Raw genomic sequence first — 25,286 nt, 5'->3', positions numbered from 1 at the left:
CACAAAACGGTTATACCGAATCTTAGATTATCCCGAAAATTTCATATAAGGGCTTTAGACAAAGGATTTTCGAAAAATAATTCGGTATAATTTTTTGTTTAAATGTGAGCATCGCTTTTACAAAAATCGTTTCCCAGCTATAAGTTTCGGTATAATCTTTTCGCCACATATAATCAAGATATAGTGTCTATGTAGTGTTGATTACTTCTAAAACTACAACAGTTATGATAAATTGTGATTCAAAGTTATCCCGAATTACGTATGATAGCAATCCAATTTTGGGATTTGGCGACGCAATTACATCAAAATATTATCCCGAATTTTTTCACAGAAATCGTGTAGTTTGGGGCTCTGCTTAATATATTCGGGATAATCCAACTTTCGGTATAACTATCGTTATCCCGAATTCGGGATAATCCGGGCAAGCAATTCGGGTGTAGCCACACTCCGAAATTTTCACAGGCCGCAGGCCCGTGAAAATGCTTGTTGGGGAGCTCCCCAAACCCGCTGGACTTCGGGACAAATTGTCCCAAAGTCCCGGCGCAAGCGCCTGTTGGATGCGGCCCGGGCTAACGCTCCTGGGCCTTATTTTCCCGCCCGTCCGTATGGCCGAGCAGATAATCAATGTTAGCCTTGACCGCCACGGCCTGCCGCATATCCGCCTGGGCTTTGCGGTACTCGGCATAGAGGGCTTTTTTCTTTTCGGAGAGCTCCCGGCGCTCCTTTTTCAGCGCGTCCATTTTCGGGAGCTTCGCCCCGCCTAAAAGATCATTCATGGCAGCCTTCGCCGCCCGGTATGCGGTCAGTTCTGCTTCATGCTGGGCCAAATATTTTTTGCTGTACCGGGCCGCCTTATAGCCATCAAACACGGGCCGGGTTTTTGCAAATTCCACCGTAGCGCCCATGAGCTGTACGGTATGGGAGAGGGCCGCCTCGGTTTCCCGGAGCTCCCCGGCCAGGGCGTGAAAGCGATCCACCGCCGCCTCAGTGCTGGCCGCCAGCTCCTCATAGTCTGTGAGCTTATGCTCCTTGAGATATTGGAGTGCGGCGGCCATCTGTTTGAGGTTGTAAACTTTGGCCCACCGCGCATAGGCCGGGCTCTTTCCCTGTGCCATGCGTTCTTGAATGTCGATAATCAGATTGACGCGCCGGGGCGGAGCCGGGCTGTCCTTCGGGAGCTCCGGGATGGGACGCTCCCCGGCAATCACCGCCCGAATATCATCGGGATCAAAGCCTGGGCCCAGGACAGAAGCCCGCAGGCGGGTGTACTTATCCTGCCCAGGAGCCAGGAACGAGATCACGCCTCCCCGCCCATGCTTTACCCGAAAGCCGGACTCATCCATGAGCCGCAGAAAGGCTGCAAAGTCGGCAGGCTTTTTTCCCAGAGCCTCCACGATGGCCAGCCGCACCCGCTGTTGTGCGGTGGGTGGCTTTTCCCCGATCCACTGACCATAATGGAGAAAGCGGCCCTTGCTGTGCTGTTTCGGATTTTGGATAACAGACAGCTCATGCTCAATGCACACCCGATCAGAGAGCCGTCGCAGGGCAAAGGACGAACCGATGAAGTTATGAAACTTCCGGGAGCAGTCCTGGGCCGTGGAATTGAAATAAATATGGTTATGCGGATGCCCCTTGTCAATATGGGTACAGACGAAAAACTGGTACTTGCCCTTTGTCCAGCGCATGGCCGTTTCATAGCCGATTTTGTTTGCCTCCTCCGGCGTGACCTCGCCGGGAGGAAACGCCTGCCGGATCTGAAAGAACAGGGCCCCGCGCTCCACGGCCCGGCCCGTTTCCGCCTGGTACTGGCTTTTCGTCAGAAGAAACTCAGCGGGGGCCGCCGCCGGATCGCAGAGGTAAGCAGACACAGCTCCTATCTTTTTCGGATTGAGCCCGTAGGCAAACCGATCCTCCATCGTCTGGACAGCCGTTTTTCCTGCCGCTACCTTGTAGGGCCGGATAAAAGTTGTAGCGATAGCCGCACCTCCATTCCCAACGAAAAAGGTTGGGGCGGCGGTTTGTTCCCCCCGCCGCCCCACGCATTTGAATAAAGTGTTCAAAGTTATGTCTAACTACATCAAATCAAAAAGCACACTTTCATAGTCCTTTACATAGTATTTTATATTCTTGCGCCCTTTTTGAATAATCGTATGCCCTTCTGCTTCCAGCTTTTCCTTTTGTGCTTCTACACCGCCGGGATATTTTGCGTTCAATTCTCCATTTGCCTTTAAGGTTCGCCAATATGGGGTTTCATCTTCGGAACGCTGGTAACTCGCCCATGCTGCAATAGATACAAAAATTCCGGCTGTGATAGGCTCTGTGAAATCCGCCCCATTCAGTTCAGCAAAATATTCACGGATTTTTCCGACAGTGATTACTTTGCCATAAGGAATTAGTTTCATCACCTTGTCATAGTCGATTGGTGGGGCAAAGTACATTCTGCTTCCGCCATATTTCTCAATGCTTTTCTGGTCGGTAATGGTCTGAAATTTAGGCATATCCTTGCTATCGTGTAGCATGGCATTAAAATTCTTTTTATCTTCATTTGCCATCTCTCAACACCTCCTGTCTCAATTATAGTGAAGTAGAATATTCCATGCAATGAGACGGTTTGAAAAAATTGTTTTGAAAATTTCAAATTTGCCTGTATGCCATTGGCTAAATTATTTTTACTTTGGGACAAATTGTCCCAAAGCGTTATCCCGCAATAAAGGTCTTTAACGAGTAGGTGAGGTCATCCAGCTTGCAGACCAGCCATTCGGCTGCGGCGGGCAGCCCGAAAGGGGAAAGCAGAAAAGCAAGCACCAGCCCGGTGATCCCCCATTGTGGATTGCTCTGAATGAACAGCTCGAACAGGCCGCACACCGCAAGGACAAGGGACAGGATGCCAAGCACCCAGGACGCGAGGGAAACGCTGAAATTGAGGACTGCGACAATCAGCGTAAGAGCCAGCACAGCAGGAGCCGCGATGATTTTCAGAATGATCCGCATAGCTTGATACCTCCTTATTTTTGTTGACGGTTTACCCCTATATAATCATTATACCTCTGTCCCGGAGGGACAACAAGGATGCCTCCGGCTTTCAGCACCTCGGGACAAAGTGTCCCGAAGTAGTGAAAGCCGGGGAACGGCAAAACCGCTCCCCGGCAGGACTAACGCTCTACAATAGCAGACAGCTTTTTCAAAAGATCGGACAATGGCCCCCACAGCTTTTCATAGTCCCGTTGCAGAGATTTCATTTCCTCGGGATAGATCCCGCCGTAGGTGTTGGCCTGGATTGCCACTTGATTGAGATTGTTTGAGCACCGCCGCTGGAGCGACACCAGCTCCCGGACGGGCGAAAGGTCAACATGGAGCACATACCCGTTGAGTGCCATTTTCCGCATATAGGCCCCCATGTTTCGGATGCCCGCCTCGGCCATCCGTTCCCGGATCAGCGCCTGCTCCTCCTCCGACACCATCACATGGAGATGGATCGGGCGGCGGCGTTTCTTTGTCATCGTTCCTCCCGTTCCAGACTGCGGCTGGCCCGGGGCGGCTCTTTTACCTTGTCTAACGGCTTTTCCCGCTCCCGGGGGCTTGCGGGGATCGGGGCATGAAATTCCCGGTAAAGCCGCATGGCCTCCTGCCTCCTGGTCGGTAAGTTCCTGTTTGCGTGTTTTTTCCATGCTCGGCACCTCCTTAAAAAGCGGGCACTTCGGGACAAATTGTCCCAAAGTCCCACAGCGTAAATGTTGACAGCATCCGGGCCGAAACGGGGCAGGCCATACTCTGATACGGCCCGCCCCAAAACAGGCCCCGGAAAGCCTTGATACAAGCGGGTTTTGTTGGGCCTAATTGTCAACACCCCAGCCCCGCTTTTTCCGCATATATTCCCTCTGCTGGCGGCGGTGGGCTTTCTTTGCACAGGCCGCCGAGCAGTATGCCTGCCGACGATCCGGGGGAACGGGCCCGCCGCAGACCGGGCAGACCTTAAAATCCGGCCTGGGCCCCTCGGTCAAGAGGGCCGCCTCCAGCGCCGGATCAAGGGGCAGGACGGCCTCCCGGAAATAACGGCAGTAAGCGCCCGTCCAGCATTTCCCCAGCATATAGCACTCACAGTCCAGCGGCAGGCACCCGCACTCCCGGTCATAGTTGGCGCACCACTTTACCACAAGGGAGCGGATGGCCGCTTTCTCCTCCCGGGTAAGTTCGCGGGACATGGCCTCACCTCCCGCCAGCCGGGGGTTTCAAAAGTTCCCGGTAGCAGGACACACAGCCGATGCCCCGCCAGTAGGGACACCCGGAGCAACGGGAGCCCTTGGGCGGCTTCGGCGTGGCCGGAGCCTGGGGGCGGGGCTTCTGCTTCATCATTTTTTCAAAGGGGCTGTTGGTAAATCTCATTTGCCAGCCTCCTCTCCGTCATCGTCCTCCTCGTCCCAAGGCGGGCCGTCATCGTCCTCGTCCCCGTAGGGTTCCCCGCCGTCATAGCCATCCAGCTCCCCGCCGTAGTCCTCCTCGGGTTCAGCGGCTTTCTCATGTTTCGGGCGGTAAATCTTAAAGTACCAGCCAGCCCCGCCGCCGATCACCGCCACGGCCAGCACCAGCAGAAGCATCCCCATATTGCCGCCCGTTTCCGGCTCGGCCTCCTCCGGGGCGGGTTCCCCGGTTTCCTCCGTTTCCACGGGTTCCAGCTCCACGCCCGCGCACTCGGTCATATTGACAGCGCAGACCGGGCAATCCGTATTGACAGCCCCCGCCGCGCATTTTTCAGAGCAGGAGCAGGCGGCCTGTTCCACCCCGGCAGCCTCCGCCGCAGCCAGCAGATCGGCCTCGTCTGTCATGCTCAAAAAGTAGGTTTCATACTGCTCGCCCTCCTCGTCCACAGGCTTGTCATAGTCAATGACAATGTAAAAGGTGTTCCCGCCCGCCGTCTGTACCGTGATAAACTGCTTGTTGGTGTGCTCGTCATAGAGCAGATCACGGGTAACAAGGTTGCCCTCCTCCGAGAAGCCCTCGCCCGGTTCAATGGTGGGCTCCGGCTCCGGGGCCGTGGTTTCCTCGGTCATGGTGGGATCGCCATAGTTTTCGCCCTCACCGCCGTCTGCATAGGCAAAGGCCGGGACAGCCGAAAAGCCGCATAAAAGAACGGCGGCACAGAGCGCCGCCGTCAGAGACTTCCATCGTTTCATATTCAATTTTCCTCCTTCCCGCCGGGTTCAGACTTCGGGACACTTTGTCCCAAAGCCCCATCGCCCTTCAGCTTTTCAAACAGCAGAGGGAGCTCCGCAAGGGGGATGCTCATGCCCCGCACGATGTCCACGATCTCGCTGTTTTCCGCCTCCAGCTTTTTCTGCTCCAGTTCTTTCAGCCGGGCCTGCTGTTCGCTGATTTTGGCCTTGACCTTATCAATCTCAGCCTGGATTTTCATGCTTTTTGCCGTTGCCATAGATAACCTCCAATCATGGTAAACGCCCGTAGGCGTAGAAATGAGACTGCCAGTAGCTTGTATTTAAGTTTGCGTAACCGATGGGATCTCCACAATGCAGCATTTTATTGTCACCCACATAAATCCCACAATGGCTCACCCCCGGCGTGTCATAAGTGCCCTTGAAAAAGACGAGATCGCCGGGTTGCGGATTGCTGGTCGGCGTACAGATGTTATAGAGCCCCTGGGCCCCCAGGCGGCCCACATTCCAGCCGGAATGATTGATCACCCAGGACACATAGCCGGAGCAGTCAAAGGATGTAGCAGGGCTGGAGCCTCCCCACACATAGGGATAGCCGATATATTTCTCGGCCTCGGAGAGAATGGCGGCAAAGGTTTCGTCATCCAGATACTCCCGGGACACCTCGTACCCCTCGGGCGTTTCAGTGTACTTGCCGACATACTCGGAGCCTGGGAACAAATCCGGGCGGTTTCCCAGCGTTGCCATATAGATGGCATACCGGGACATCTGATCCTCGCTTAACAGGTAGACAGGCAGATGGGACAGGTTTTTGTTTTCCAGCGTCACATAGCAGATGTAGTAATTGTAGGGGACTTCCACCTCGTAATCGTTGCCTTCGCTGTCGGTGTGGGTTTCTGTCCGGTAGCGCACCTCCACCACCACATCCTCGGTCAGAATGTACTGGCTGTCAAAGAGCGTTTGCAGAGAGCCCTCCACCTGGGGGAGCGTCCACTGGCCCTCATGGAGCGAGCACAACAGGGAAAGAAGCACATAGGGATCATGCTCGATCTCGTCCAGGTCGAAGTGGTACTCGTCATAGTCGTGGGTGCTTTCGTAGCTGTCCAGATAGTCGGATAGCTCCGCCTCCAAGTCACAGTAAGCGGCTTCGGCCCCCAGCAGATCCCCGTCCTCGCAAGGATAGGTGCTGGCCCCCACCGCGCCGATGGTGCTGTTTCCCAGCGTAACAAGGGAAGAAGAACAGGACTGCATTACCAGCACAAGCAGGACGCAGGCCAGAGCCAGCAGACAGCCAACGGGATGGCGTTTCACAAACCCCACCGCCCGGGCCGCCAGCTTTTCTGTGGTAACAGCCGTTTTCCCGGCGGCCTGGGCCCCGTATTTGGCCGCCTCCTTTGCCTGCTTCTGATACCTCTTGCGGAGACGCCGCTTCTGCCAAAACCGGGACAAAGCGTTTTTGGAGAGCTCCGGGTGCTCCTGTGCGGCGGTGTGAAAATGGTAATCTGCCGTAGCCTTGATATATTTGGACTCGGCCTTACGAACCGCCTTTGCCGGGTGCTCCCGGATTTTCCGTTTCACAAACCGGGAGCCATGCCGCAGGGCAGACTCGCCCACAAGCTCAGAGCGGTGGGCTCCTTCTATGCCCACATTCTCATGCTCGTTTTCGTAAATCTTCCCATGCACAAAGCTGTGGGCGGAGCCGCTGGCCACCCGGCCCACACGCCTTACCGGGCCCGGCTTTTTGGGCGGCTTCTGTTTTGCCAGCTTTTCCTTTGCCCGATCCAGCTTTTCCCCGCGCTTTTCCATGCGGAGTTTGGACGCCGCCGCTTTCTCCTGGTTGCTTTTCTGCCGGAATTTTGACTTTGGGACACTTTGTCCCGAAGTACCCCCGGCGCTTCCTTCGCCAGCCCCGCCCGGATCGGCGGCCCCAGCCGCCTCCCTGGGTTCGGGGCCCGCGCCGTTATTCGGTTTTCGCTTCATTTTTCACATCCTCCGGGCGGGTGGTCAGCAGGTTATAGATCTCGCCTTTCGGGAACCGATCCACAAAGGGGATGGTCACATTCCCATAGAACAGCAGGCCCTCGCCGGAATTGGAGTGGGTGATGTAGGAAAGCTGATGCTCGGAAATGCCGAGCTGTTTTGCCAAAATCGTCCGGTCACTTTGGGCCTGGGACAGCAGGATCATAAAATCCGTGTTGTCGAGAATGTTCTCAATCTCCCGGCTGGCCAAAAGGTCTTTCACATTCTGCGTAAGTGCGCTGGGGACACATCCTTTTTTTCGGAGCATCTTCCAGACCGCCACGAAATAGCTGGCAGTCAGAGGATCGCGGAGCAGGACATGGAACTCGTCAAAGTAGCACCAGGTCGCCACGCCCTCCCGGAAGTTGGTGTCCACCGCCTGGGAGACAAACTCGTTTGTGATGTGCATGGCAATCTTGCGGAGGTTTTCTCCCATGTTCTTGAGCACGATGCACACCACCCGGCTGTCCGTTTTTACATTGGTCGGATGGTTAAAGAGATTGAGGGAGCCCGTACAGTAGAGCTCCAGGGCGGTTGCCACCCGGCGGGCCTCCGGCTCCGGCTGTTTGAGAAGCTCCTCATACAAGTCCTGCAAGAGCGGCGTTTTTTCCGTGGTAATCCCCAGGGCCTGTTCCCGGTAGACCAGACGCACACAGCGGTCAACCACCGTCTTTTCGATAGGCTGTAAGCCGTCCTTGCCGCCTACCACCAGCTCACACAGGGAAAGCAGGAAATCCGCCTTCATGGAGAGCGGGCTTTCCCCGGCGGTCATGTTGAGCTCCACATCCATCGGGTTTAAGTGGTGGGGGCTGTCCGGGGCAATCTCGATCACCTGGCCGCCCAGCCTGCGAACCAGCGGGGCATATTCCCCCATCGGATCGACAATCAAAATCCGATCCTGGGGGATGGCAAGGAACACATTTAGGAGCTCCCTTTTTGCGGCGAAAGATTTTCCCGAGCCGGTAGAGCCGAGATACAGCCCGTTGGCCGACTTCAGCTTTTTGCGGTCAGCCATGATGACATTGTGGGAAAGGGCGTTCATGCCGTAGTAGAGGGCCTGCCCAGCCATCCGCAGCTCCCTGGTCATAAAGGGAATGAAAATCGCCGTGGAGCTGGTCGTCATGCCGCGCTGGATTTCCACCTCGTTATAGCCGAGAGCCAGCGAGGACACAAAGCCCTGTTCCTGTTGCCAGTCAAGACGCTTTAAGGAGCAGTTGTATTTCTGCGCGATGCCGCCAACGGTAAACACATCGTTTTCCAGCCGCTGGCGGGTGGGGGCAAAGTTTACCACCGTGAAAGTGAGCAGGAACATCCGCTCGTTGCGGGACTGGAGGTCAGCCAGAAGCTCCGCCGCATCCTTGCTGAATGTGATAAGGTCGGGCGGCAGGATGTCGGGATCGTACCCGGCCCGCACCGCCTTGCGCTGTTCCTCCACTTTCATTTTTCCGATGTCGGAGATTTTGCCCTTGATGGTCTTAATGGCCTTGAGCTGATCCACCGTCTGAATATGGAGCGTGACCGTCATTTCCGCATCCATCTCCAAAATCTCCGCAAGGAGCTTGTCGGAGAGCTCGGACGCTAAAATCTGCAAGTAGGACACCGCGCCCCAATACTGGCCGATACGGAATGAGCGGGACTGCCGAAAGTCGAAGCTGTCCGGGGCAATAAAGTCCTTTGTGCCGAGCCCGGTCTGCGGAATGTCCTTCCATGAAAAGCGGAACGGCTCCCGGTTTCCCGGGTGCATCTGGCTATAAAGCAAGGCCAGCCTTGCCCGCCCGTCCATCGGCTCACAGGGAACACCCAGCCGCTTGAAGTTTCCCATCACATCGGCCTCCACACGCTCCAGGCGGGGGCGGGCCTCCGCGATCCCTTCGGCGGGTATGCCGAAAGTGATGTATTTGGAGCGTTCAATGCCGTTGTTGCTTTTGGCGATCTGATTTTTCAGCATCCCGGTAAATTCCTCCCGGACGCTGTTAAAATCGTCATCCGCCTGGGGGATGTTTACCTTGTAGCGGCTCCTGGAATGGGAACGGCGGTTGATAAAGGAAAGCTGGAACGGCAGAGTGCTGTCAAAGTAGTTGAGGAACGAGCTCCAGCCGCCGAAAATCGCCGTCTGATCCTCGGTGCTTGCCACGGAATAATTGATGTCCTCATATTCCACGGTCTTTGTATAGAGCCCGCCGGGGAGCTTGCACACCCCGTCCGGGTGCATCGCCAGATAGGGGATCGTCTGCTGGACGGACAGGGCCGCCCGGCTGTTACCCCTTCCGGGACTGTTTTTGCTGTTTGTCTTTCGCAATCGCCTCCTCCTTTCTCACAGCGCCCCGCCCGGTAAACGGGGCGTAAATGTTTTCTGTCTGATAGTGCCGAACCCCGGGCCGCAGGAATTTGGCTCGGATGATGTTGTGCACCACTTTTTCAAAGGGGAGCCCGTCTTTTTCATACATCGCCAGCAAGAACGCCGGGAGCATGACGGCCAGCATTAAGAACATGGCTCCGGTATTTCCGAGTGGCTCCCGGGCCAGCAGGTAGGACGGGATGCCGATGGCCGCCGCCCCGCCAAAGCAGATAAGCTGGCGCTTTGTCAAATTGAACGCCATCTTCGTTTTGATTTTGGATAAGTCATTCGGGACATTTACATAGGGCATGAGAAACCTCCTTTCTCGCCTCGGAGACTTCGGGACAATTTGTCCCAAAGTCCGGGACGGTGCTTTCCACCTCGTTTCCCCACACATCCCAGCCGGGCGGCGTCTGTCTTGCGAACAGCTCCACCCGGGGCAGATCGCCCATAAGGGCAACAATCTTTTCCCGGGCCTCGTCCGGCTTTTTGCTGTGGGCTTCAATGGGGGAAATGATAAACTGGTGGATATTGGCCGCCTGCCGCTTCGGATGCCCTTTTGTTGCCAGCAGGCAGACCTCCGCATTTCCCCTCGTCCAAAAGCCCAGGCCATAAAACCAGCTATCGGCCTTCCGGTTTTTCTTCAGCCAGACGAAAGCCACGGACTTATACTGAAAGCCCCACGCCTTAATCAGCCGCAGGGCCTCGGGGAGCTGGGGGAAAGTTGCCCATAAAAAAAGCGCGCTGTCCGGGGCGGCCAGATCCGCCACCGGGAGCGCGCATAACTCGTCAATCCCCATTGTGGGATAATGGTGCTCCGCCGCCCCTTGCAGGCCCTTTTGGGCGTACCGCCACGGGGGATCGGCGTAAATGATAGAATATCGTCCGATAGTTACACTCCTTTCTCCCCAGCCTCCACCGCCGAGCGTGCCAAGCGGATGCGCTCACTGGCGGCGGCGTAAAAGGCCGGGGCCGTTTCAAAGCAGACGAAGCGGCGGCCCGCATTGAGGGCAGCAACAGCGGTTGTGCCGGATCCCGCGCAGATGTCGGCTACCAGTTCGCCGGGCCGGGTGTAGGTCTTGATAAAATACTCGCACAGCTCCACGGGCTTTTGCGTGGGATGGATGCCGCCCGTTACAGTGGGAACAAACAGCACATTTCCCGGATAGCGCCGCCCATCGCTGGACTCGGAGCTCTGCCGCTCGAATTTTCCATAGTTCGGGCTGGTTCCGCTGCGGGCATGGACACGGCTGTACGGCTTGCCGTAAGTAAACTGCGGATTGTAAAGAGGGGCTTTCTGATAGAACACTAAAATATTCTCCGACTTTTTCAGCGGAGCCCGGTTTGCATTGAGAAATCCTGTCCCGCGTTCTTTGTACCAGATCCACTCATAGCGGAGCATGGAGAGGTTGGAGGCCCCCAGCACCTTGTCATAGGGGCATTGAGCAAAGAATAGCACCGCGCCCTCCGGCTTGACCGCCCATTTCACCGCCTCCCACAGCTCCGGGAGCGGCAACGGCACATCCCAAAAGTTGCGGGTAGTGCCGTAGGGTGGATCGGTCAAAAGCATATCCACCGAATGACGAGGGAGGGAACGCAGGCCCTCGATTCCGTCCATCAGAAACAGCCCCTCCGGGCAGTCCGGGGACTTCGGGACACTTTGTCCCAAAGCCGCCTTATCGGTCATCCCTTGCCTCCTTGCCCTTTGCCGGGACAGGGCGGGCGGCGTTTTCACGGGCGGCCTGCGCCCGCCCTTCGGCTAACTGCTGGGCAATCGTCTTTGCGTCATCCCTTCCGCCCAGCAATTCCCGCTTTTGTAAAATGGCCTCCGTTTCCGCCATAAAGCGGGCAACATCCGCCTCGTTAAAGTCCTCCGGCGCTTTTCCATACCACAGGCGCGTCCCGTCGGGCCCATATCTTCTCGGCATATAACACCCCTTTCTTTAATGAGCTCCAAAGATGCTTTTTGAAATCGTTCCGGTTTTGAACAACATAAAGCAGAGCAGAACCGTATAGCCCACGGCGCCCCATATTGCGCCAATGGGATCTCCGCCTGTGGCGATCCCTTGAATGAGCACCGCATAGATGCCCACGCACAGCAGGATCAAAAGCCCCTGGAAACCGATGGCGAACAGGGACTTCAGATAATTCTGCCCCATGCTCCCCATTTCCCGGTTAGACAGGGTAGCCACGGGGATGGGCGCTAAACTGGTCAGCATATAGATTTCCAGCATACGGCCATAAATCAGAACGAAAATCACGATATTCAGCGCGGTCATAGTAAAACCGATAAAGATCGACTGGAGCCACAGGCCCAAAAGGGAGCCCAGCCCCATTGTTTCCAGCGTGGCCTCCAAATCCGCCAGCATATCCGGCGAAATGTCCGTAGAGCCCTGGATCACCCCCGCCGAGCTTGCAATCACGCTCTGCGACACATCAAAAATCGCGTTGACGATATTGAATGTGTTGGAGAGGATAAGGATGGCCGCCGCCGTTTTGAAAATCCACTTGAAAAACATCCAAGTGTCGATGTCGTGTAAATTATTGCGGTCTATGAGCATTTGAATGAGCTCGTACACCGCCACATAGGTTAGGACTAACCCGGCAATCGGTAAAATTACCGTTTCGGAAATCTGGCGAATGAGGGAGAAAACTCCGGCGTTCCATGCCGCCGGAGTTGTTCCCACCTCTCCCGCAATCTCCCCGACTCGGGCATTTACCGTATCAAACAGGCCGCTCAGATTGCCTAAAATGCCTTCAATGAGCAGGCTTTTGAGCCAGTCGGTCAGCCAGTCGGTGAGAAATCCCATAAGCCGTTACCTTAAAACAGGCCGCTCAGCAGAGGGATCAGGGTAGTACCCAGCAGGATGATGCCGCCGCCCGCCATGAGCTGCTTCATGCCCTGGCTTTTGGAACCAGGGTTGTCCGAGCCGTAGCCCTCCAGCAGATTGACAACACCCCACACGCCCAGGCCAGCGCCGAGAGCCACAACCAGCGTCTGCAAAGTATTGATAGCAGAAGAAAAGAACTCCATATATCCTCCATTTCTCCGGGTGTTCCCCGGCCATGAAAAAAGCCGCCATCACTGGCGGCAGGTTACAGCTTCGGGACACTTTGTCCCAAAGTCCATTTATGCAAAGGCGTCTGGATCGTCGATGTCGTCATAGTTGAGGATGTCCTCGTCCTCTTCCGTGAGCGCATCGTCCGGCACAGCCACCTCATACATCTCACACGCCTCGTTAAGCCCGGGCCGTCTGCGGCGGTTGATGAGCTTGTCGAGGTCAAAAGCGTTTTTCTGTTTGTCGGCTTCAGCCGTGTATTTATAATTCGGGTGCTTTTTCAGATCATACTTCGGGGAGTAGAACGGGGGCAGGCCCCTAAGCTGTAAAATGCACTTGTCCCCGGGCATGGTAGCCAGCTCGCTGGGTGTCATCAGTTCCCGGCCAACTCGCTGGTTGTTTTGACTGTAGCTTTCCGACTGCCCACGGGAGCGGCTGTCGGTCTGCATGGAGATCGTGGCCTTTCCCAGCCAGTTTTCCGATATTTCCTTGATGGTGCTGGCCTCACGGCCTCCCAGGAATACCACGCTGTCCATATTTCCGAGAATTGTCTCCGCGTGTTTATCGTAAATGGCCTTGCACTGCGCTAACTGCTGGTAAAAGAGCGTAAGCGATACCTCGCGGGAGCGGATTACCGCGCAGATTTTTTCGAGTTGGGGCACTTGTCCCGTGTTGGCCGCCTCGTCCCACAGCACCCGTACATGATGGGGCAGGCGGCCGCCGAAAACATTGTCGGCCCGTTCACACAGAAGATTGAACATCTGCGAAAAGGCCAGCGCCACAAGAAAGTTATAGGTCTGCGTGGTGTCCGAAATGATAAAGAACACCGCCGTTTTCCGATCCCCGATGCGGTCAAGCTCCATCTCGTCATAGGACATAATCTCCCGGAGCTGGGGGATGTCAAAGGGCGCAAGGCGGGCCCCGCAGGAAATCAAGATCGATTTTGCGGTTTTGCCGCTACTTAACTTATATTTGCGATATTGCTTGACCGCGAAACAGTCCGGCTTGCGCTTTTCCAGCCCTTTGAACATATAGTCCACGGCGTTTAAGTAGTTTTCATCGTCCTCCTTTACTTCCATGCCGGAAATCATATCAACCAGCGTATTCATGTTCCGATCCTCAGCGGGGCCCTCGAAAATGATATAGGCAATCAAAGCGCAGTACAAAAGCGTTTCCGCCTTCGTCCAAAATGGATCGCCCTCCTTGCCCTCGCCTTTGGTATTGGAAATCAGCGCATCCACAAATTTAAGGATGTCGGCCTCATTCTTGATATAGGCCAGCGGATTATAGTGCATGGATTTTGTGAAATCAATGGAATTGAACACCTTGATCCGATACCCGCGCCGCTGTAAGAAAGAGCCTACCTGGGAGAGCACCCCGCCTTTCGGATCTACGCACACATAGCTGCATCCGCCGTTTTTATCCGCGCTGGCCTGCAAAATCTGCGGAGTGAGCCAGAAGCGGGTTTTGCCCGAGCCGGACGAGCCGATCACACAGGCGTTGAGGTTGCGGGCGTTGGCCGGGTTTTTCGGGCGGGTGTTCATAGTTAGAAACTCTGTCCCGGTCAAAATGATGTTGTTTTCAAACTTCGGATCGATAAAGGGCTTGATGTCTTTTTCGGTGCCCCAGCGGGCCGATCCGTATTCTTCATCCCGTCTAAATTTCTTTGCGTTCTTGCTTTTGAAGTAGATCAGCAGGCGGAAGCCCACTGCACCCACAATGCCGACGAGCCAGTCAAAGGGATTGAGCCCCGGCGCAAAGTCGGCAAAGGCCGGGCCGATAGTCTGCCCCAGCCCCATGAGCTTATGGGCGAAATCCGCGCCAGCGGCCAGACGGTAAGCCGTCCCCAGCTTTAAGCAGGCCCACAGCACAAACAGATAGGGGATGTTGGGGAGTACATATTTTTTGATGTTATCTGTCCTCACGAATTGCCTCCTTTACCCGTTCCCGCTTGCGGGGCTTTTCCTTCGCAAGCTGATCCGCCGCCTGTTTAAGCTGTTCCCGGATGGGGATGCGGCGGGATTTGGATTTATTCAGCACCTTCCGCGAGTATTCAGAAAAGCAGGCGGTGATCGCATCCGCCTGCCCCGACTTGAAAAACAACAGATATTTGTCCGGCCCGGTTTTATAAAAGGCATAGTCCACATTCCACTTCCGGGCCACCCGGTCAAATGCCTTCGTATCCCCGGAAAGCTCGATGCTGTTTGTAGCCGCGCCGTGTCCCATGAGCTTTTTCACGCTCTGCCTGCCGTGGGGCGTTTGGTGTTCCCGGTAAGCCTTGCGGATCTTCCGGCCCACAGCCCCCAGCACATAGGCAAGGCCCCGCGCCGTTAGCTTGCTGGCCCGGACAGAAATTGCTATGGTACGCCGGGAAACATCTTCATCAATCAGTTATACCGCCTCCTTTCCGGCGGCCACCTCGGGACAAAGTGTCTCGAAGTGCCGTCTATCGTTCCTCACGCTCCTTATTGGAAAGTTTCCGATAGCCTTCCAAAGAGGAACCGTCAATAATCTCCTTGTAGGCCGCCATCTGTTCCCGGATAGAAAGTTTCGGATAGGAGAAAACTCTGTGCTCGGCGGGGATGTCCTCGATCCCGTGGTAGTGCTCGATGAATTTTCCACCGTTATTCAGCACATAGCCGCCGGGGGCATAGTGACCATCCTCGTTAATCCGAATATCACGCCCGTATGCCTCATAGTCAAAATAATTCAGCAAATGCTCCGGCACATCAATGGCCTCCATGTCCTCCACATAGATGCGGCCCAGCGTTTCATCGTCCCCCACACCGGGATAAAATTCAAAACAGTCCAGGTTTTGCGTGAGGTTGATGAGGTCGGCCACGCTGGAAGTGTGCTCGCCGCTGTCAATCACGGCCTCGAATTTCTCCAAATCGCTCTGATCCAGCTCGGAAAGCAGGCAGGCCAAATGGTTGAGCTCGTCAAGATTTTCGTATTCCGTCAGATAGTCATAGAGCCCCAGCACATCACCATCAAAGCTGGTAATGAAAAACTCCTCATACCGCACACCATCCACGCCGATGCGCTTTAGGAGCGCCTGCACCTCCTCCGTGGTAGTGGGGAATTTCAGCGTTTCTCCTACAAGCTCGCCCTCGTTATATTTCCCCAGGTTCGTGATGTAGGCTTCGAAAAGGGCCGCCATCAGCGGCGGCCCTGTCCCTTGACGGTAAGGATGCCCTCAAGGGTGGTAGCAGTAATCCCCAGCCGCTGGGCAACGGCGATGTCGTTTTTCATGGCCTCGGTCATGGTATGGCCGCAGACCACCAGTACATGGGAGCGGCGGAGCAGGTCGCGGCTCATGTCAATGCCGCTTTTGTGTTCCTCCGGCACTGCATCATTGAGGAACAAGGGCAGATACAGGGTGGGACAGATGGGCGAAAAGCCCGCCTCATACACCGCCCGGCAGTAGCGGGCCGCCTGTTCTGCGTTTTCACTGTCACCGCCAAGCCATCCGGCGGTAATATAAGCAAGTGGCCGTTTCATTATCAAAACCTCCGTTCTTTGAAGAAAGATACTTCAGCCCAATCCCCCCGCCCTTTCCCAATCATGGGAAAGGGGGCGGCTCTGGAGGATATATACCCCCGCCGCTCCGCTGGAAGTAACACAGCCGGGGCAGACCGTCAAGGGCAGGCCGCCGCAAGCGGCGGTGCGTTGCACCCTTGACGGCCCACTCCCGGCTGTGCAGGAATATAGGCGGCGACGGGGGATATATCACCACAGAGCCCTCTGCAGGAGGGGCGGGGCCCCTCGGGACAATTTGTCTCGAAGTGTGGTCGGGTTACTTGTCTTTTTCCATCTTTTTCGGAGCCTTTGCCAGCTCGGGCGGCTGTTTCTCCTTCCACTCGTCCAGCAAAGTCATGATCTGCTCCTTCATTTTGGCGGGAGTGGCTTCCTTGCCAAAATACTTCTCCAGTTCGGCCATCGAAATAATCACGCCGCGATCCTCCTTTTTCTTTTCGCTTAATATGCCGTCAATCACATCGCCGTTGAGCTTGCCTTCCTTATCCAGCTCCCGGAGCTGTTTCGCCTGGGCCAGAGAGGGGGACGCCTGTTCCCCGTCAATGGAAACGGCAATCAGCCTTTGATTTTTCGGCTTGATATAGGAAAGCTCCACCGCAGGCATGAAGCCCATCTTTTTATCGTCCACCTTATCCATGAGCTCCGGGACAAGGTGGTTAAGGCGCAGATACCGCATGACCTTTTTATAGTTCATGCCATGCGCCTCGCCCACGATTTCAACCGAGCGTTTCCCCACATCGCCCTCGGCTACATTTTTCAGCCGGGAGCCCTGGTGCTTGATGTCCTCTACCTCCAGATCCAAAAGGGCGGCCAGTTCGCTGGGGAGCGTCTGATCCCTCTGCTTGTTGCTGTCCTTCATGGCCTCCACCGCCTCGTGGTCGGTCATATCCCGGACAATAAAGGGCATTTCCTCCAGCCCAGCCAGCTCGCTGCCACGGCAGCGGCGATGGCCTGCCACAATCTCATAGCCGTTTCCGTCCTTTTCCGGGCGGGCAAGGCCGGGCACCATAACGCCGTTGAGCTTGATGGATGCCACGGTTTCCTGCATTTTGGCATCGTCCCGCACCTTGAACGGATGGGGGCGGAATGTATGGAACGGATGGAGTTCGGAAAGTTTCAGATAGACCAGCTTTCCCTCCTCCACAGGACGGGGCGGCACAGCCGGCTCCGTCACACCCTGCTCCGGGGGAGCGGCCTCCTTTGCGGGCTTATCCTTTCCGGCATCCGGGGGAACAGGAACATCGGGAGCTTTCCCGCCACTTCGGGACAATTTGTCTCGTTTGGACGGCTGGGCCTCGCCGGGGGCCGCCTTGTCAGCCTTAGAGGGGCGGCCCTTGCGGGGCCCGGACTTTTTGGGTTCTTTTTCAGCCTCCGGCCCGGTGCGTTCCGCCTTATCAGATTTAGGGGGACGGCCCCGGCGCGGCTTTTCGGTTTTCTCGCTTTCAGCGGCAGGACGATCCAGCGCAGGAGCCCCAGCTTCCGGTTCACGGGATGCCTCTGCCTTTTCCACCTCGGCTCGGGCCGCCTGCCGCTTTTCCGCCATGAGCGCGTCAATCTGCTCCGCAGAGATTACCACATCGCCGGGCTCGGCAGGCCCGGCCTGTTCCGGCGGGTGTTCGGGAACGGCGGCCTCCCCGTGGGCCGGATCAGCCACAGCGGGCGCGGGGGCCTCTTCGGTTTTCTGCGCCTCGGGGCCCGTGTTCAGTTTTTCATCTGCCATTCACTAACCTCCTTTTCGTGAAAGTTGCACAATTTTGCGGATTAAATTTCTGCAATTATTTTTCTGCCTCCTTCCGGTCTATCCACGCAAAAAAGCCGCCCAAGATAGCACCTGGACGGCTTTCTGCGTAATGTGATAGATCAAATATTATTTTTTTCGGATTGTAGGCTCCGAAAAGCCTTGTATTTACAGCGTTCCTAATAAGAAACAATCATATGCTTGCTACGAAACTTATCACATTACAAAACAAGGAAAGGACGGGAAAGGAATGGAACAGGAACAAAAGCAGGAAACGGCAAATTTTCAAGTAAAACAGCGTAATCCGGCAAACGAAACAGTCACTTACAAAATCGGTGGCACTTACTTTGAGGTATCTACCTCATGCGGCGGTTCTGAGCTGCTTTTTGAAAAGATGAAGCGGCTCATAAAATCGGAAACCGTCAAAACGCCTGCTGACAAAGAAAGAGAAGTCCGCTATAATGAAGATAGCAACCTGTTTGTCGGGCGTTCATTACAGGAGGAATGAACACATGACAGCAAATACATATATGCCCGAACAGATAACAGCATTATACGCCCGTTTAAGTCAAGAGGACGCATTGGACGGGGACAGCAACAGCATCGTCAATCAGAAAGTGTTATTATCCAAATACGCTACTGACAACGGCTTTACTAATCCAACATTTTTCATTGATGACGGTGTTTCCGGCGTAACCTTTGACCGCCCGAATTTTAACCGCATGATAGCAGAGATTGAAGCCGGAAATGTGGGAACAGTCATAGTCAAAGATATGTCTCGCTTGGGGCGTGACTATCTGAAAGTCGGTTACTATACGGAAATCTTTTTCGTAGAGCGTGATGTGCGCTATATCGCAATCAATGACGGCGTGGACAGCGCCAAAGGCGATAATGATTTTACCCCATTCCGCAATTTGTTCAATGATTTTTACGCAAAAGATACAAGTAAAAAAGTACGGGCAATCAAGAAAGCGCAAGGCATGGCAGGAGAACATCTGACAAAGCCTCCCTATGGCTACAAGGTTGACCCTACCGATAGGAAAAAGTGGATTGTGGACGAAGAAGCCGCCGCTGTGGTAAAGAGGATTTTTGATTTATGTGTTGCCGGAAAAGGACCTATGCAGATAGCAAAAATTCTGACGGCTGACAAGGTACTTACTACCAAAGCCCACTATGCAAAGCAAAAAGGCAAGGTGCTTCCGGAAAATCCGTATAGTTGGAATGAAAGCACGATTGTAGGGGTTTTAGAGCGTATGGATTACTGCGGACATACTGTAAACTTCAAAAGCTATTCAAAATCTCACAAGCTGAAAAAGCGTATTCCTACCACAAAGGAACAGCAGGCGATTTTCCGCAATACGCATGAAGCAATCGTTGAGGAAGCTGTCTTTGAACGGGTACAGGAATTGAGGGCGAACAAACGCCGTCCAACCAAGGCAGAGCGACAGGGAATGTTTTCCGGCTTGGTATTCTGCGCGGATTGCGGAAGTAAACTGCACTTTGCCACCTGCAAAAGTTTTGACGGTTCGCAAGACCATTACCGCTGTGCAAGGTATAAAAGCAATACGGGAGATTGTACCGCACATTTTATCAGAGAGGAAGTCCTGCGAACGATTGTTCTTCAACGGATATTTGCTGTAACAGCTATGTTCTATGAGGACATCACCGCTTTTATGGAACTGATACAGAAACAGCGGTTTGACAAAGCGGAAAAGGACATGAAGCGCAAGCGGCGTGAGGTCGGACAGGCAAAGAAACGGATTGCGGAACTTGACCGGATTTTCAAGCGGATTTATGAGGACGACATCAACGGCACAATCAGCCATGAGAGATTTTTGAAGCTGTCCGCAGAATATGAAGCAGAGCAGAAAGAACTGACGGAAAGAGTAAAGGCAGAACAACAGGAAGTTGATACTTACGAGCAGAATAAAAGCGACTTTGACAGCTTCGCCGCTATTATCCGCAAGTATGTAGGAATAACGGAATTAACGCCTACTATCGTCAATGAGTTTATCAAGAAGATAGTTGTCCATGCGCCGGAGAAGATAGACGGCAAGCGTTTTCAGAAAGTGGATATTGTCTTTAACTTCGTGGGAGAAATCCATTTGCCGCCTGACCCGCAGCCGGAACGGAAACAAGCCGATAAACAGGAAAAGACGGCATAGCCCTTAAACGGGCTATACCGCCTAATCAGAATATAATACTTCCTTGTAACCCGAAACCCTTCGGTTCCGGGCTTTTGTTGTTTGTCAATAAAGCTTTCTCGGTTACTCGATGAGATAGCCTTCTGGCTATTTCATTGGACTCACCTTTTCATCTTTATTTGCGGCTCATATCACTTTTCAGCTTGCCGCAGAACAATCTATTGAATTGTATTTGGAATGCTCATTACCGCTTCACACAATCAAACCTCATCGAAAGCTTAGTGTACGGTTCCACATAGTTCCCGGCGGGTCATTTCGTTTACAGCAGTTGCCTCGTGTTCACTCCGAATCCAGTCCGGCCGCTTCGACTTTTGCAACCCATTGCCGATCCTTGCCATACATCGTACGGTAGTCTGATCGTCTTTCCTGTCTTACGTTTTCTTTGATTGTGTGAATGCTACCAACAAATCAACTGTTTTCCTTCCTTTATATCTGATCCATCAACCGGTCTTCAAAACAAACACGCCTTAAAACCACTTGATGGAGGAAACCGCATTTCTGCGTTCATTCCTATGAATCCTTTCTTAAGGGATCCATACCGGCCGGCCGTTTGAGCCAGCCCTGATATACCAGAGGATTATTTTGCTGTTGGATGACATTCGTTTTTCTACGCCCGATTCCATCGACCTTGCCGCGTTTCGATAACCTGCTTTTAGTGGTTAAATCCACTCGCGTTACAAGAACGATTTGTTTTCATGCAACATCATTTCTGATGGATACTTTGCGATGAAATCAAAGCCATATTCTCGCTTGGATTCGCTAGGTTACCGATCCTTATTCGACGGAGCCGGGGTCCCCTCAAAGCACTGCGGCTCATCTTCCGTCAAGTACATCGGAACCACCCCTTTCTCCTTTTGTTCTAGTCTATTCATTTCCTTCCGTCTTTGTGTCTTTATTATAACCGCCCCTTGCACCATTGTCAATAGTTTTTTTAAAATTTCTTGAAAACTTTTATTGATAATTTACATGTTGTCAACCTGCCATTCTTTTCTTGAATTCTTGGCAGGTTTGGTATATACTAATGGATACGGCAGAGAACGCCGGGCAGAATATACTGAGGAAAGGACCGGTGGAGATATGGCGGATGAGATGGACTTCTCCCCTGATTTGATGACTCTGGTTGATGAAGACGGTAAGGAGCACATGTTCGAGGTGCTCGATGCAATCGAGACGGACGACGGGCGGTATCTGGCCATGGTGCCGCACTACGACGAGGTCGAAGAGCTCCTGGAAAGCGACGCTGAGCTGGTCATCATGAAGGTGCTCTGCGACGACGAGGGCGAATACCTGGAGGCGATCGACAACGAGAAGGAGTTCAGCTCCATCAGCGCTATCTTTACCGAGCGCCTGGAGGACGAGTTCGACATCGAAGCGATCGAGGACATCGAAAACGACGAAGACGAAGAAGCCGGCGAGGACGAGGACTGAGCCTCTCCGAACGGCCATAAAGAAGATCCCTGCGTTGTGCGGCAGATAAGCAATTATTTAATCCAACACTTTTTGAATTGGGAATCCGGACGCGGTCGGCGGATTGCAGACCTCCCGGCCCTCGGGCCGGACGAAGGGAGCGCGAAACCGACTGGAGGATACCCACCTGTCTTCGTACGGGTTTCATTAAGGCTTATCACCGGCAAGGCGGGGATTTTTTATGTAAAATTTCAATAAGCTAAACCACTTCCCCTTTTCCCAGGAGGCGCTCCATGATGAAACTTGCGCTTGCACAAGAGCAGAATATTCCCCGCATTATGGCACTGATTGATCAGGCCAAGGCCTTTTTAAAGGCGAACGGTGTGGATCAGTGGCAGGACGGCTACCCCGATCGTCCCTGCATTGAAAAGGACATTGAGGATAAAATCGGCTACCTTTGCCTGCTCGGCGGAAAAATCGTCGGCTATCTCTGCATCGATTTCTGTGGCGAGCGGGCATATGACAGCATAAACGGACGCTGGATCAGCGATCAGCCCTATGTCGTCGTGCATAGGCTGGCTTTGGACAACTCCGTAAAAGGGCGGGGGCTTACCTCCGGTGTTCTGGAGCTGGTGGAGGATATGGCCCGAAAGCGGGATGTACATAGCTTTAAAATGGATACCGACCAAGACAATGATATTATGAAGCACGTTTTGCAAAAGAATGGTTTTTCGTATTGTGGGACAATCTGTTTTGACAACAGCGAAAAAATAGCCTATGAAAAATTAATCTAACGATTCATCCGCCTGGGCAGCGCGGCCGCCGGCCCTGCCCAGGCCCATTACATCACCGTTTTGAAGGAGGCAGTACATGGATCAGTGGCTTTGCCGCACCGGGCTGCTGCTGGGCGAAGAGGGCCTTCGCTGCCTCGCGGGAGCCAAGGTCGCCCTGTTGGGCCTGGGCGGCGTGGGCGGCTCCTGCGCCGAAGCGCTCTGCCGCGCGGGGGTAGGAAGCCTCATGCTGGTGGACAATGACGAAGTGTCGCTCAGCAACCTCAACCGCCAGCTGATCGCAACGCTTGACACGATCGGCAGGCCCAAGACCGAGGCGGTGGCCGGGCGCCTGCGCTCGATCAATCCCCAAATTTGCCTCACCCTGTGCCGGCAGTTCTATCTCCCCGAAAACAGCTCCTTCCTTTACGGCTGGCAGCCCGACCTGGTGCTCGATGCCATCGACACGGTGACGGCCAAGCTCCATCTGGCCCAGGAGTGCCGTCGGCTTGGGATTCCCCTCGTCAGCTGCCTCGGCACCGGCAACCGTCTCTCGCCCCAATGCCTCACCGCCGGGGACATCACCGAGACGGTTTCCACCGGCTGCCCGTTGGCGCGGGTGATGCGCCGCGAGCTGCGCCGGCGCGGGATCGAACATCTTCGGGTGGTCTATTCGACCGAGCCGGCGCAAAAGGCGGTGGTGCCCGACGATGAAAACACCGGGCGGCACCCGCCGGGGAGCATATCCTTCGTGCCGCCGGTGGCGGGCTATATCCTGGCCGCCGAGGGGGTCCGGCTGCTGCTCGGACGAGCGGACGAAAACAAATAACCATGTATAAACCGTTCCGTATTCTGGAAACCTATTCCGGAATACGGATTTTTTTATTGCTTCGCAATAAAAATGGCCATGACCATAGGCCGGCCGTGAGAATTGTAAAAAATAGCTCGAAGAGCTATTTTTATGGCCGGCCAACGGCCAACGCTATTGTTTGTGTGGGAGGCTTTGGCGATGAAAAAAATGAAAAAGACCCTCGCGGCGGCAGCCGGCGTGTTCGTGGGTTTCCTCAACGGATTGTTCGGTTCGGGCGGCGGGATGGTCGCCGTGCCGGTGCTCAAGGCCCTGGGGGTGGAGGACCGCAAATCCCACGCGACCTCGATTTTGGTCATCTCGGTGCTCTCGCTGTTCACCATCGGGATGTACCTCGGAAACGATAGCTTCCATCTCACCGACGCGCTCTATTATCTCCCCGGGGGGCTGGCGGGCGCGGTGGTCGGGGCGCTTCTGCTCAATAAGCTCCCTCTGCGCTGGCTGCGCCTGCTCTTCGGCGGGGTGGTGCTCTATTCGGCCATCCGGCTGTTTTTCCGCTAAAAAAGGAGAGGGCGGTTTAAAAGCGCGCTTTCAAACAGGGAGTTTCGCATGGCGAAACCGACACGAAACATCCAGAGAGGAATGATGATTCATATGGAATGGCTCACAGCTCTGCTCCCCGCCTTCTTCGGCGCGGTGCTCAGCGCTTTGGGGATGGGCGGGGGCGGGGTACTGCTGATCTACCTGACCGTTTTCAAAGACGTCGACCAGTTTGCCGCGCAGGGGATCAACCTGGTCTTCTTTATCCCCATTGCAATCGTCTCACTGATCATCCATATCAAGAACAAGCTGGTGGACTTTAAGGTGGCGGCCATCCTCATCCCGGCGGGGATTTTGGGGGTGTTCGCCGGCAGCAAGCTCGCGGGCAGCCTGCCGGACGGGCTGCTGCGACGACTGTTCGCGGGATTTTTGCTGCTCATTGCCTTTAAGGAGATCTATTCCGCCTTCAAAAAGCCGGCTTCTGAAGAAGAAACGAATGACGGACGGAGCCCGGCCAAAAAATAGCGTTCCTTCCCCTCGCGCACTGAATAAACCGCTTCGCAGGGGCACAAACTATGTTCGGAGGTGCTAAAAGCATATGAGCAACCATTCTAAATTTGGTAAATTTCTTTCCTCAAAAGGGTTTTACATCGCGCTTGCGGTCTGCGTGGTAGGCGCCGGCGCCGCGGCATGGGTAGCGATCGATTCCACCATGAACTCGATCACGGCACAGGACGAAAAAAAACTGCAAAACCCTCCGGCAGCCTCCTCGCAGGCAGACAGCGGCGAGGCGGGCGACGAACTGGACTGGGGCTTCTCAGACTTGAAAGAGGCCGAGAGGAAGGTGGAGGACGTCGAGATTTCCTCCTCCAGCGCTCCCGAGGAGAAAAAGGAGGAGAGCAAGTCCTCTACCTCCTCACCCGCGCAGCCGCAGCAGGCCTTGTCATCCGAGCCGTCTGCCGATGTGCTCGATCTCTTCTCCAAACCCGCCGGCTCGTCCGAGCAGCCGATCTTGGCCTACAGCTTGCCCGTGATGTCCGAGGTGTTTAACCCCTACAGCGGCGGTGAGCTGGTCAAGAACGTGACCCTCAACGACTGGCGCACCCACGACGGGATCGACATCAAGGCGGCCAAGGGTACCGACGTGATGGCCTGCGCCGACGGCACCGTATCGAAGATTTACGACGACGCGCTTTGGGGCACCTGTGTGGAAATCGAGCATGCGGGCTCCCTCGTCTCGGTCTACTGCGGGCTGGACAACCAGACCCTCGGCGTCCAGGAAGGCCAGCAGGTCAAGGTCAAGGACGTGATCGGCAAGGCGGACAAGGTCCCCTGCGAGATCAGCCTGGAAAACCACATCCACTTTGGCCTCAAGCAGGCCGGCAAGTGGGTCGACCCGGTCGAGACCATGGGCCTCAAGTAGTCCGGCTTTCGTCGTCCCGGGGAGGTACGCCGATGCGCTCCTTGCTCGCGCAGCTGCCCCGCAGGGTCGCGATCAGCGCCAGCTGGTCCCCCACGACCTCCAGCAGGGCGGACATCACCGAGATGTCCTCGATGCTCCTCCCCTCGGCAAGGGAGGAAGCGATCGCTGCGGACACCATGAGCAGTGCGTTTTCCTCCACAGGGTTTTGACACATCCCCGCTTCCCTCCCCTTCTTTGGAACAACCAACTCTTACCCCCTATTCTATGAAACCAGG

Annotated in this window: 27 protein-coding genes, 1 other RNA gene and 1 pseudogene; 8 read left to right on the top strand and 21 right to left on the bottom strand. The window is 54.8% G+C overall.

The window, feature by feature from the left end; all coding sequences use genetic code 11:
- Window positions 1-569: 569 nt before the first annotated feature.
- From EDD78_RS05005 to EDD78_RS04910, 20 genes are all read right to left on the bottom strand, one after another.
- Window positions 570-1,916 carry a relaxase/mobilization nuclease domain-containing protein gene (locus tag EDD78_RS05005; RefSeq protein ID WP_132084290.1) on the bottom strand — a complete coding sequence of 449 codons (1,347 nt, stop codon included), beginning with the start codon at window positions 1,914-1,916 and terminating at the stop codon, window positions 570-572.
- Window positions 1,917-2,072: 156 nt separating this feature from the next.
- A complete protein-coding gene (locus tag EDD78_RS05000; RefSeq protein WP_132084179.1) occupies window positions 2,073-2,552 on the bottom strand; it encodes an MGMT family protein in 480 nt (159 codons plus the stop codon).
- A 145-nt stretch (window positions 2,553-2,697) separates the two neighbouring features.
- Window positions 2,698-2,991 (bottom strand): CD1845 family protein, encoded by a 294-nt coding sequence (locus EDD78_RS04995; protein WP_132084178.1) that lies wholly within the window; start codon window positions 2,989-2,991, stop codon window positions 2,698-2,700.
- Window positions 2,992-3,152: 161 nt separating this feature from the next.
- Window positions 3,153-3,500, bottom strand: coding sequence for a plasmid mobilization protein (locus EDD78_RS04990; protein WP_132084177.1), 348 nt, complete (start codon window positions 3,498-3,500; stop codon window positions 3,153-3,155).
- A gap of 333 nt (window positions 3,501-3,833) precedes the next feature.
- On the bottom strand, window positions 3,834-4,202 hold the full coding sequence (locus tag EDD78_RS04985; RefSeq protein WP_087385717.1) for a cysteine-rich VLP domain-containing protein: 369 nt from the start codon (window positions 4,200-4,202) through the stop codon (window positions 3,834-3,836).
- 177 nt (window positions 4,203-4,379) lie between these two features.
- Complete coding sequence (locus EDD78_RS04980; protein WP_132084176.1) at window positions 4,380-5,171, bottom strand: DUF4366 domain-containing protein; 792 nt, start codon at window positions 5,169-5,171, stop codon at window positions 4,380-4,382.
- A 2-nt stretch (window positions 5,172-5,173) separates the two neighbouring features.
- Window positions 5,174-5,428 (bottom strand): DUF4315 family protein, encoded by a 255-nt coding sequence (locus EDD78_RS04975; protein ID WP_007055136.1) that lies wholly within the window; start codon window positions 5,426-5,428, stop codon window positions 5,174-5,176.
- Window positions 5,429-5,441: 13 nt separating this feature from the next.
- Entirely contained in the window at window positions 5,442-7,148 is a 1,707-nt protein-coding gene (locus EDD78_RS04970) for a C40 family peptidase (protein ID WP_132084175.1), read from the bottom strand.
- On the bottom strand, window positions 7,129-9,486 hold the full coding sequence (locus tag EDD78_RS04965) for a VirB4-like conjugal transfer ATPase, CD1110 family (protein ID WP_207668654.1): 2,358 nt from the start codon (window positions 9,484-9,486) through the stop codon (window positions 7,129-7,131). Before EDD78_RS04965 ends, EDD78_RS04970 begins: the two co-directional genes overlap by 20 nt.
- On the bottom strand, window positions 9,446-9,835 hold the full coding sequence (locus EDD78_RS04960; RefSeq protein WP_132084174.1) for a PrgI family protein: 390 nt from the start codon (window positions 9,833-9,835) through the stop codon (window positions 9,446-9,448). The genes EDD78_RS04965 and EDD78_RS04960 overlap by 41 nt, the downstream gene beginning before the upstream one ends.
- Window positions 9,810-10,415, bottom strand: coding sequence for an MT-A70 family methyltransferase (locus EDD78_RS04955; RefSeq protein ID WP_132084173.1), 606 nt, complete (start codon window positions 10,413-10,415; stop codon window positions 9,810-9,812). Before EDD78_RS04955 ends, EDD78_RS04960 begins: the two co-directional genes overlap by 26 nt.
- 2 nt (window positions 10,416-10,417) lie before the next feature.
- Entirely contained in the window at window positions 10,418-11,212 is a 795-nt protein-coding gene (locus tag EDD78_RS04950; RefSeq protein WP_132084172.1) for a DNA-methyltransferase, read from the bottom strand.
- Window positions 11,202-11,366: a hypothetical protein gene (locus EDD78_RS04945; protein ID WP_286170735.1), complete on the bottom strand. Its 165-nt coding sequence runs from the start codon at window positions 11,364-11,366 to the stop codon at window positions 11,202-11,204. The genes EDD78_RS04950 and EDD78_RS04945 overlap by 11 nt, the downstream gene beginning before the upstream one ends.
- A 102-nt stretch (window positions 11,367-11,468) precedes the next feature.
- The gene (locus tag EDD78_RS04940) at window positions 11,469-12,335 is read right to left on the bottom strand and encodes a VirB6/TrbL-like conjugal transfer protein, CD1112 family (protein ID WP_007055142.1); all 867 of its coding nucleotides are present in this window, start codon (window positions 12,333-12,335) and stop codon (window positions 11,469-11,471) included.
- 11 nt (window positions 12,336-12,346) lie between these two features.
- Complete coding sequence (locus EDD78_RS04935; RefSeq protein WP_007055129.1) at window positions 12,347-12,559, bottom strand: Maff2 family mobile element protein; 213 nt, start codon at window positions 12,557-12,559, stop codon at window positions 12,347-12,349.
- A gap of 96 nt (window positions 12,560-12,655) precedes the next feature.
- Complete coding sequence (locus tag EDD78_RS04930; protein WP_132084171.1) at window positions 12,656-14,509, bottom strand: VirD4-like conjugal transfer protein, CD1115 family; 1,854 nt, start codon at window positions 14,507-14,509, stop codon at window positions 12,656-12,658.
- Entirely contained in the window at window positions 14,496-14,939 is a 444-nt protein-coding gene (locus tag EDD78_RS04925) for a PcfB family protein (RefSeq protein ID WP_350308576.1), read from the bottom strand. The genes EDD78_RS04930 and EDD78_RS04925 overlap by 14 nt, the downstream gene beginning before the upstream one ends.
- 91 nt (window positions 14,940-15,030) lie before the next feature.
- Window positions 15,031-15,744 carry an antirestriction protein ArdA gene (locus tag EDD78_RS04920; protein ID WP_087385899.1) on the bottom strand — a complete coding sequence of 238 codons (714 nt, stop codon included), beginning with the start codon at window positions 15,742-15,744 and terminating at the stop codon, window positions 15,031-15,033.
- A complete protein-coding gene (locus EDD78_RS04915) occupies window positions 15,744-16,085 on the bottom strand; it encodes a DUF7768 domain-containing protein (RefSeq protein WP_002584339.1) in 342 nt (113 codons plus the stop codon). The genes EDD78_RS04920 and EDD78_RS04915 overlap by 1 nt, the downstream gene beginning before the upstream one ends.
- Before the next feature lie 295 nt (window positions 16,086-16,380).
- A complete protein-coding gene (locus EDD78_RS04910; RefSeq protein ID WP_132084169.1) occupies window positions 16,381-17,841 on the bottom strand; it encodes a ParB/RepB/Spo0J family partition protein in 1,461 nt (486 codons plus the stop codon).
- 268 nt (window positions 17,842-18,109) lie between these two features.
- Between EDD78_RS04910 and EDD78_RS04905 the strand changes: the two genes are divergently transcribed.
- The 8 genes and pseudogenes from EDD78_RS04905 (at window position 18,110) to EDD78_RS04865 (ending at window position 25,011) form a co-directional block, all read left to right on the top strand.
- The gene (locus EDD78_RS04905) at window positions 18,110-18,367 is read left to right on the top strand and encodes a hypothetical protein (RefSeq protein WP_132084168.1); all 258 of its coding nucleotides are present in this window, start codon (window positions 18,110-18,112) and stop codon (window positions 18,365-18,367) included.
- A gap of 4 nt (window positions 18,368-18,371) precedes the next feature.
- A complete protein-coding gene (locus tag EDD78_RS04900) occupies window positions 18,372-20,024 on the top strand; it encodes a DUF4368 domain-containing protein (RefSeq protein ID WP_350308575.1) in 1,653 nt (550 codons plus the stop codon).
- Window positions 20,025-21,140: 1,116 nt separating this feature from the next.
- Complete coding sequence (locus EDD78_RS04895; protein WP_079698904.1) at window positions 21,141-21,491, top strand: DUF1292 domain-containing protein; 351 nt, start codon at window positions 21,141-21,143, stop codon at window positions 21,489-21,491.
- A gap of 23 nt (window positions 21,492-21,514) precedes the next feature.
- Window positions 21,515-21,709: non-coding RNA, 6S RNA (gene ssrS / locus EDD78_RS04890), on the top strand.
- Between the two features lie 54 nt (window positions 21,710-21,763).
- Window positions 21,764-22,264, top strand: coding sequence for a GNAT family N-acetyltransferase (locus EDD78_RS04885; RefSeq protein WP_286170732.1), 501 nt, complete (start codon window positions 21,764-21,766; stop codon window positions 22,262-22,264).
- A gap of 76 nt (window positions 22,265-22,340) precedes the next feature.
- Window positions 22,341-23,069 (top strand): tRNA threonylcarbamoyladenosine dehydratase, encoded by a 729-nt coding sequence (locus EDD78_RS04880; protein WP_132084167.1) that lies wholly within the window; start codon window positions 22,341-22,343, stop codon window positions 23,067-23,069.
- A 132-nt stretch (window positions 23,070-23,201) separates the two neighbouring features.
- A pseudogene (locus EDD78_RS14250) lies at window positions 23,202-24,113 on the top strand (sulfite exporter TauE/SafE family protein).
- A gap of 73 nt (window positions 24,114-24,186) precedes the next feature.
- Window positions 24,187-25,011: a M23 family metallopeptidase gene (locus EDD78_RS04865; RefSeq protein ID WP_079698901.1), complete on the top strand. Its 825-nt coding sequence runs from the start codon at window positions 24,187-24,189 to the stop codon at window positions 25,009-25,011.
- Here the strand turns inward: EDD78_RS04865 and EDD78_RS04860 are convergent.
- Complete coding sequence (locus EDD78_RS04860) at window positions 25,004-25,225, bottom strand: hypothetical protein (RefSeq protein WP_079698900.1); 222 nt, start codon at window positions 25,223-25,225, stop codon at window positions 25,004-25,006. The genes EDD78_RS04865 and EDD78_RS04860 overlap by 8 nt on opposite strands.
- Between the last annotated feature and the right edge of the window lie 61 nt (window positions 25,226-25,286).

It is taken from the genome of Harryflintia acetispora, from assembly GCA_004340125.1.
GTDB lineage: Bacteria > Bacillota > Clostridia > Oscillospirales > Ruminococcaceae > Harryflintia > Harryflintia acetispora.
Note: the sequence above shows the minus strand (reverse complement) of the source record. Positions and strands in the feature narration are given on the sequence as shown.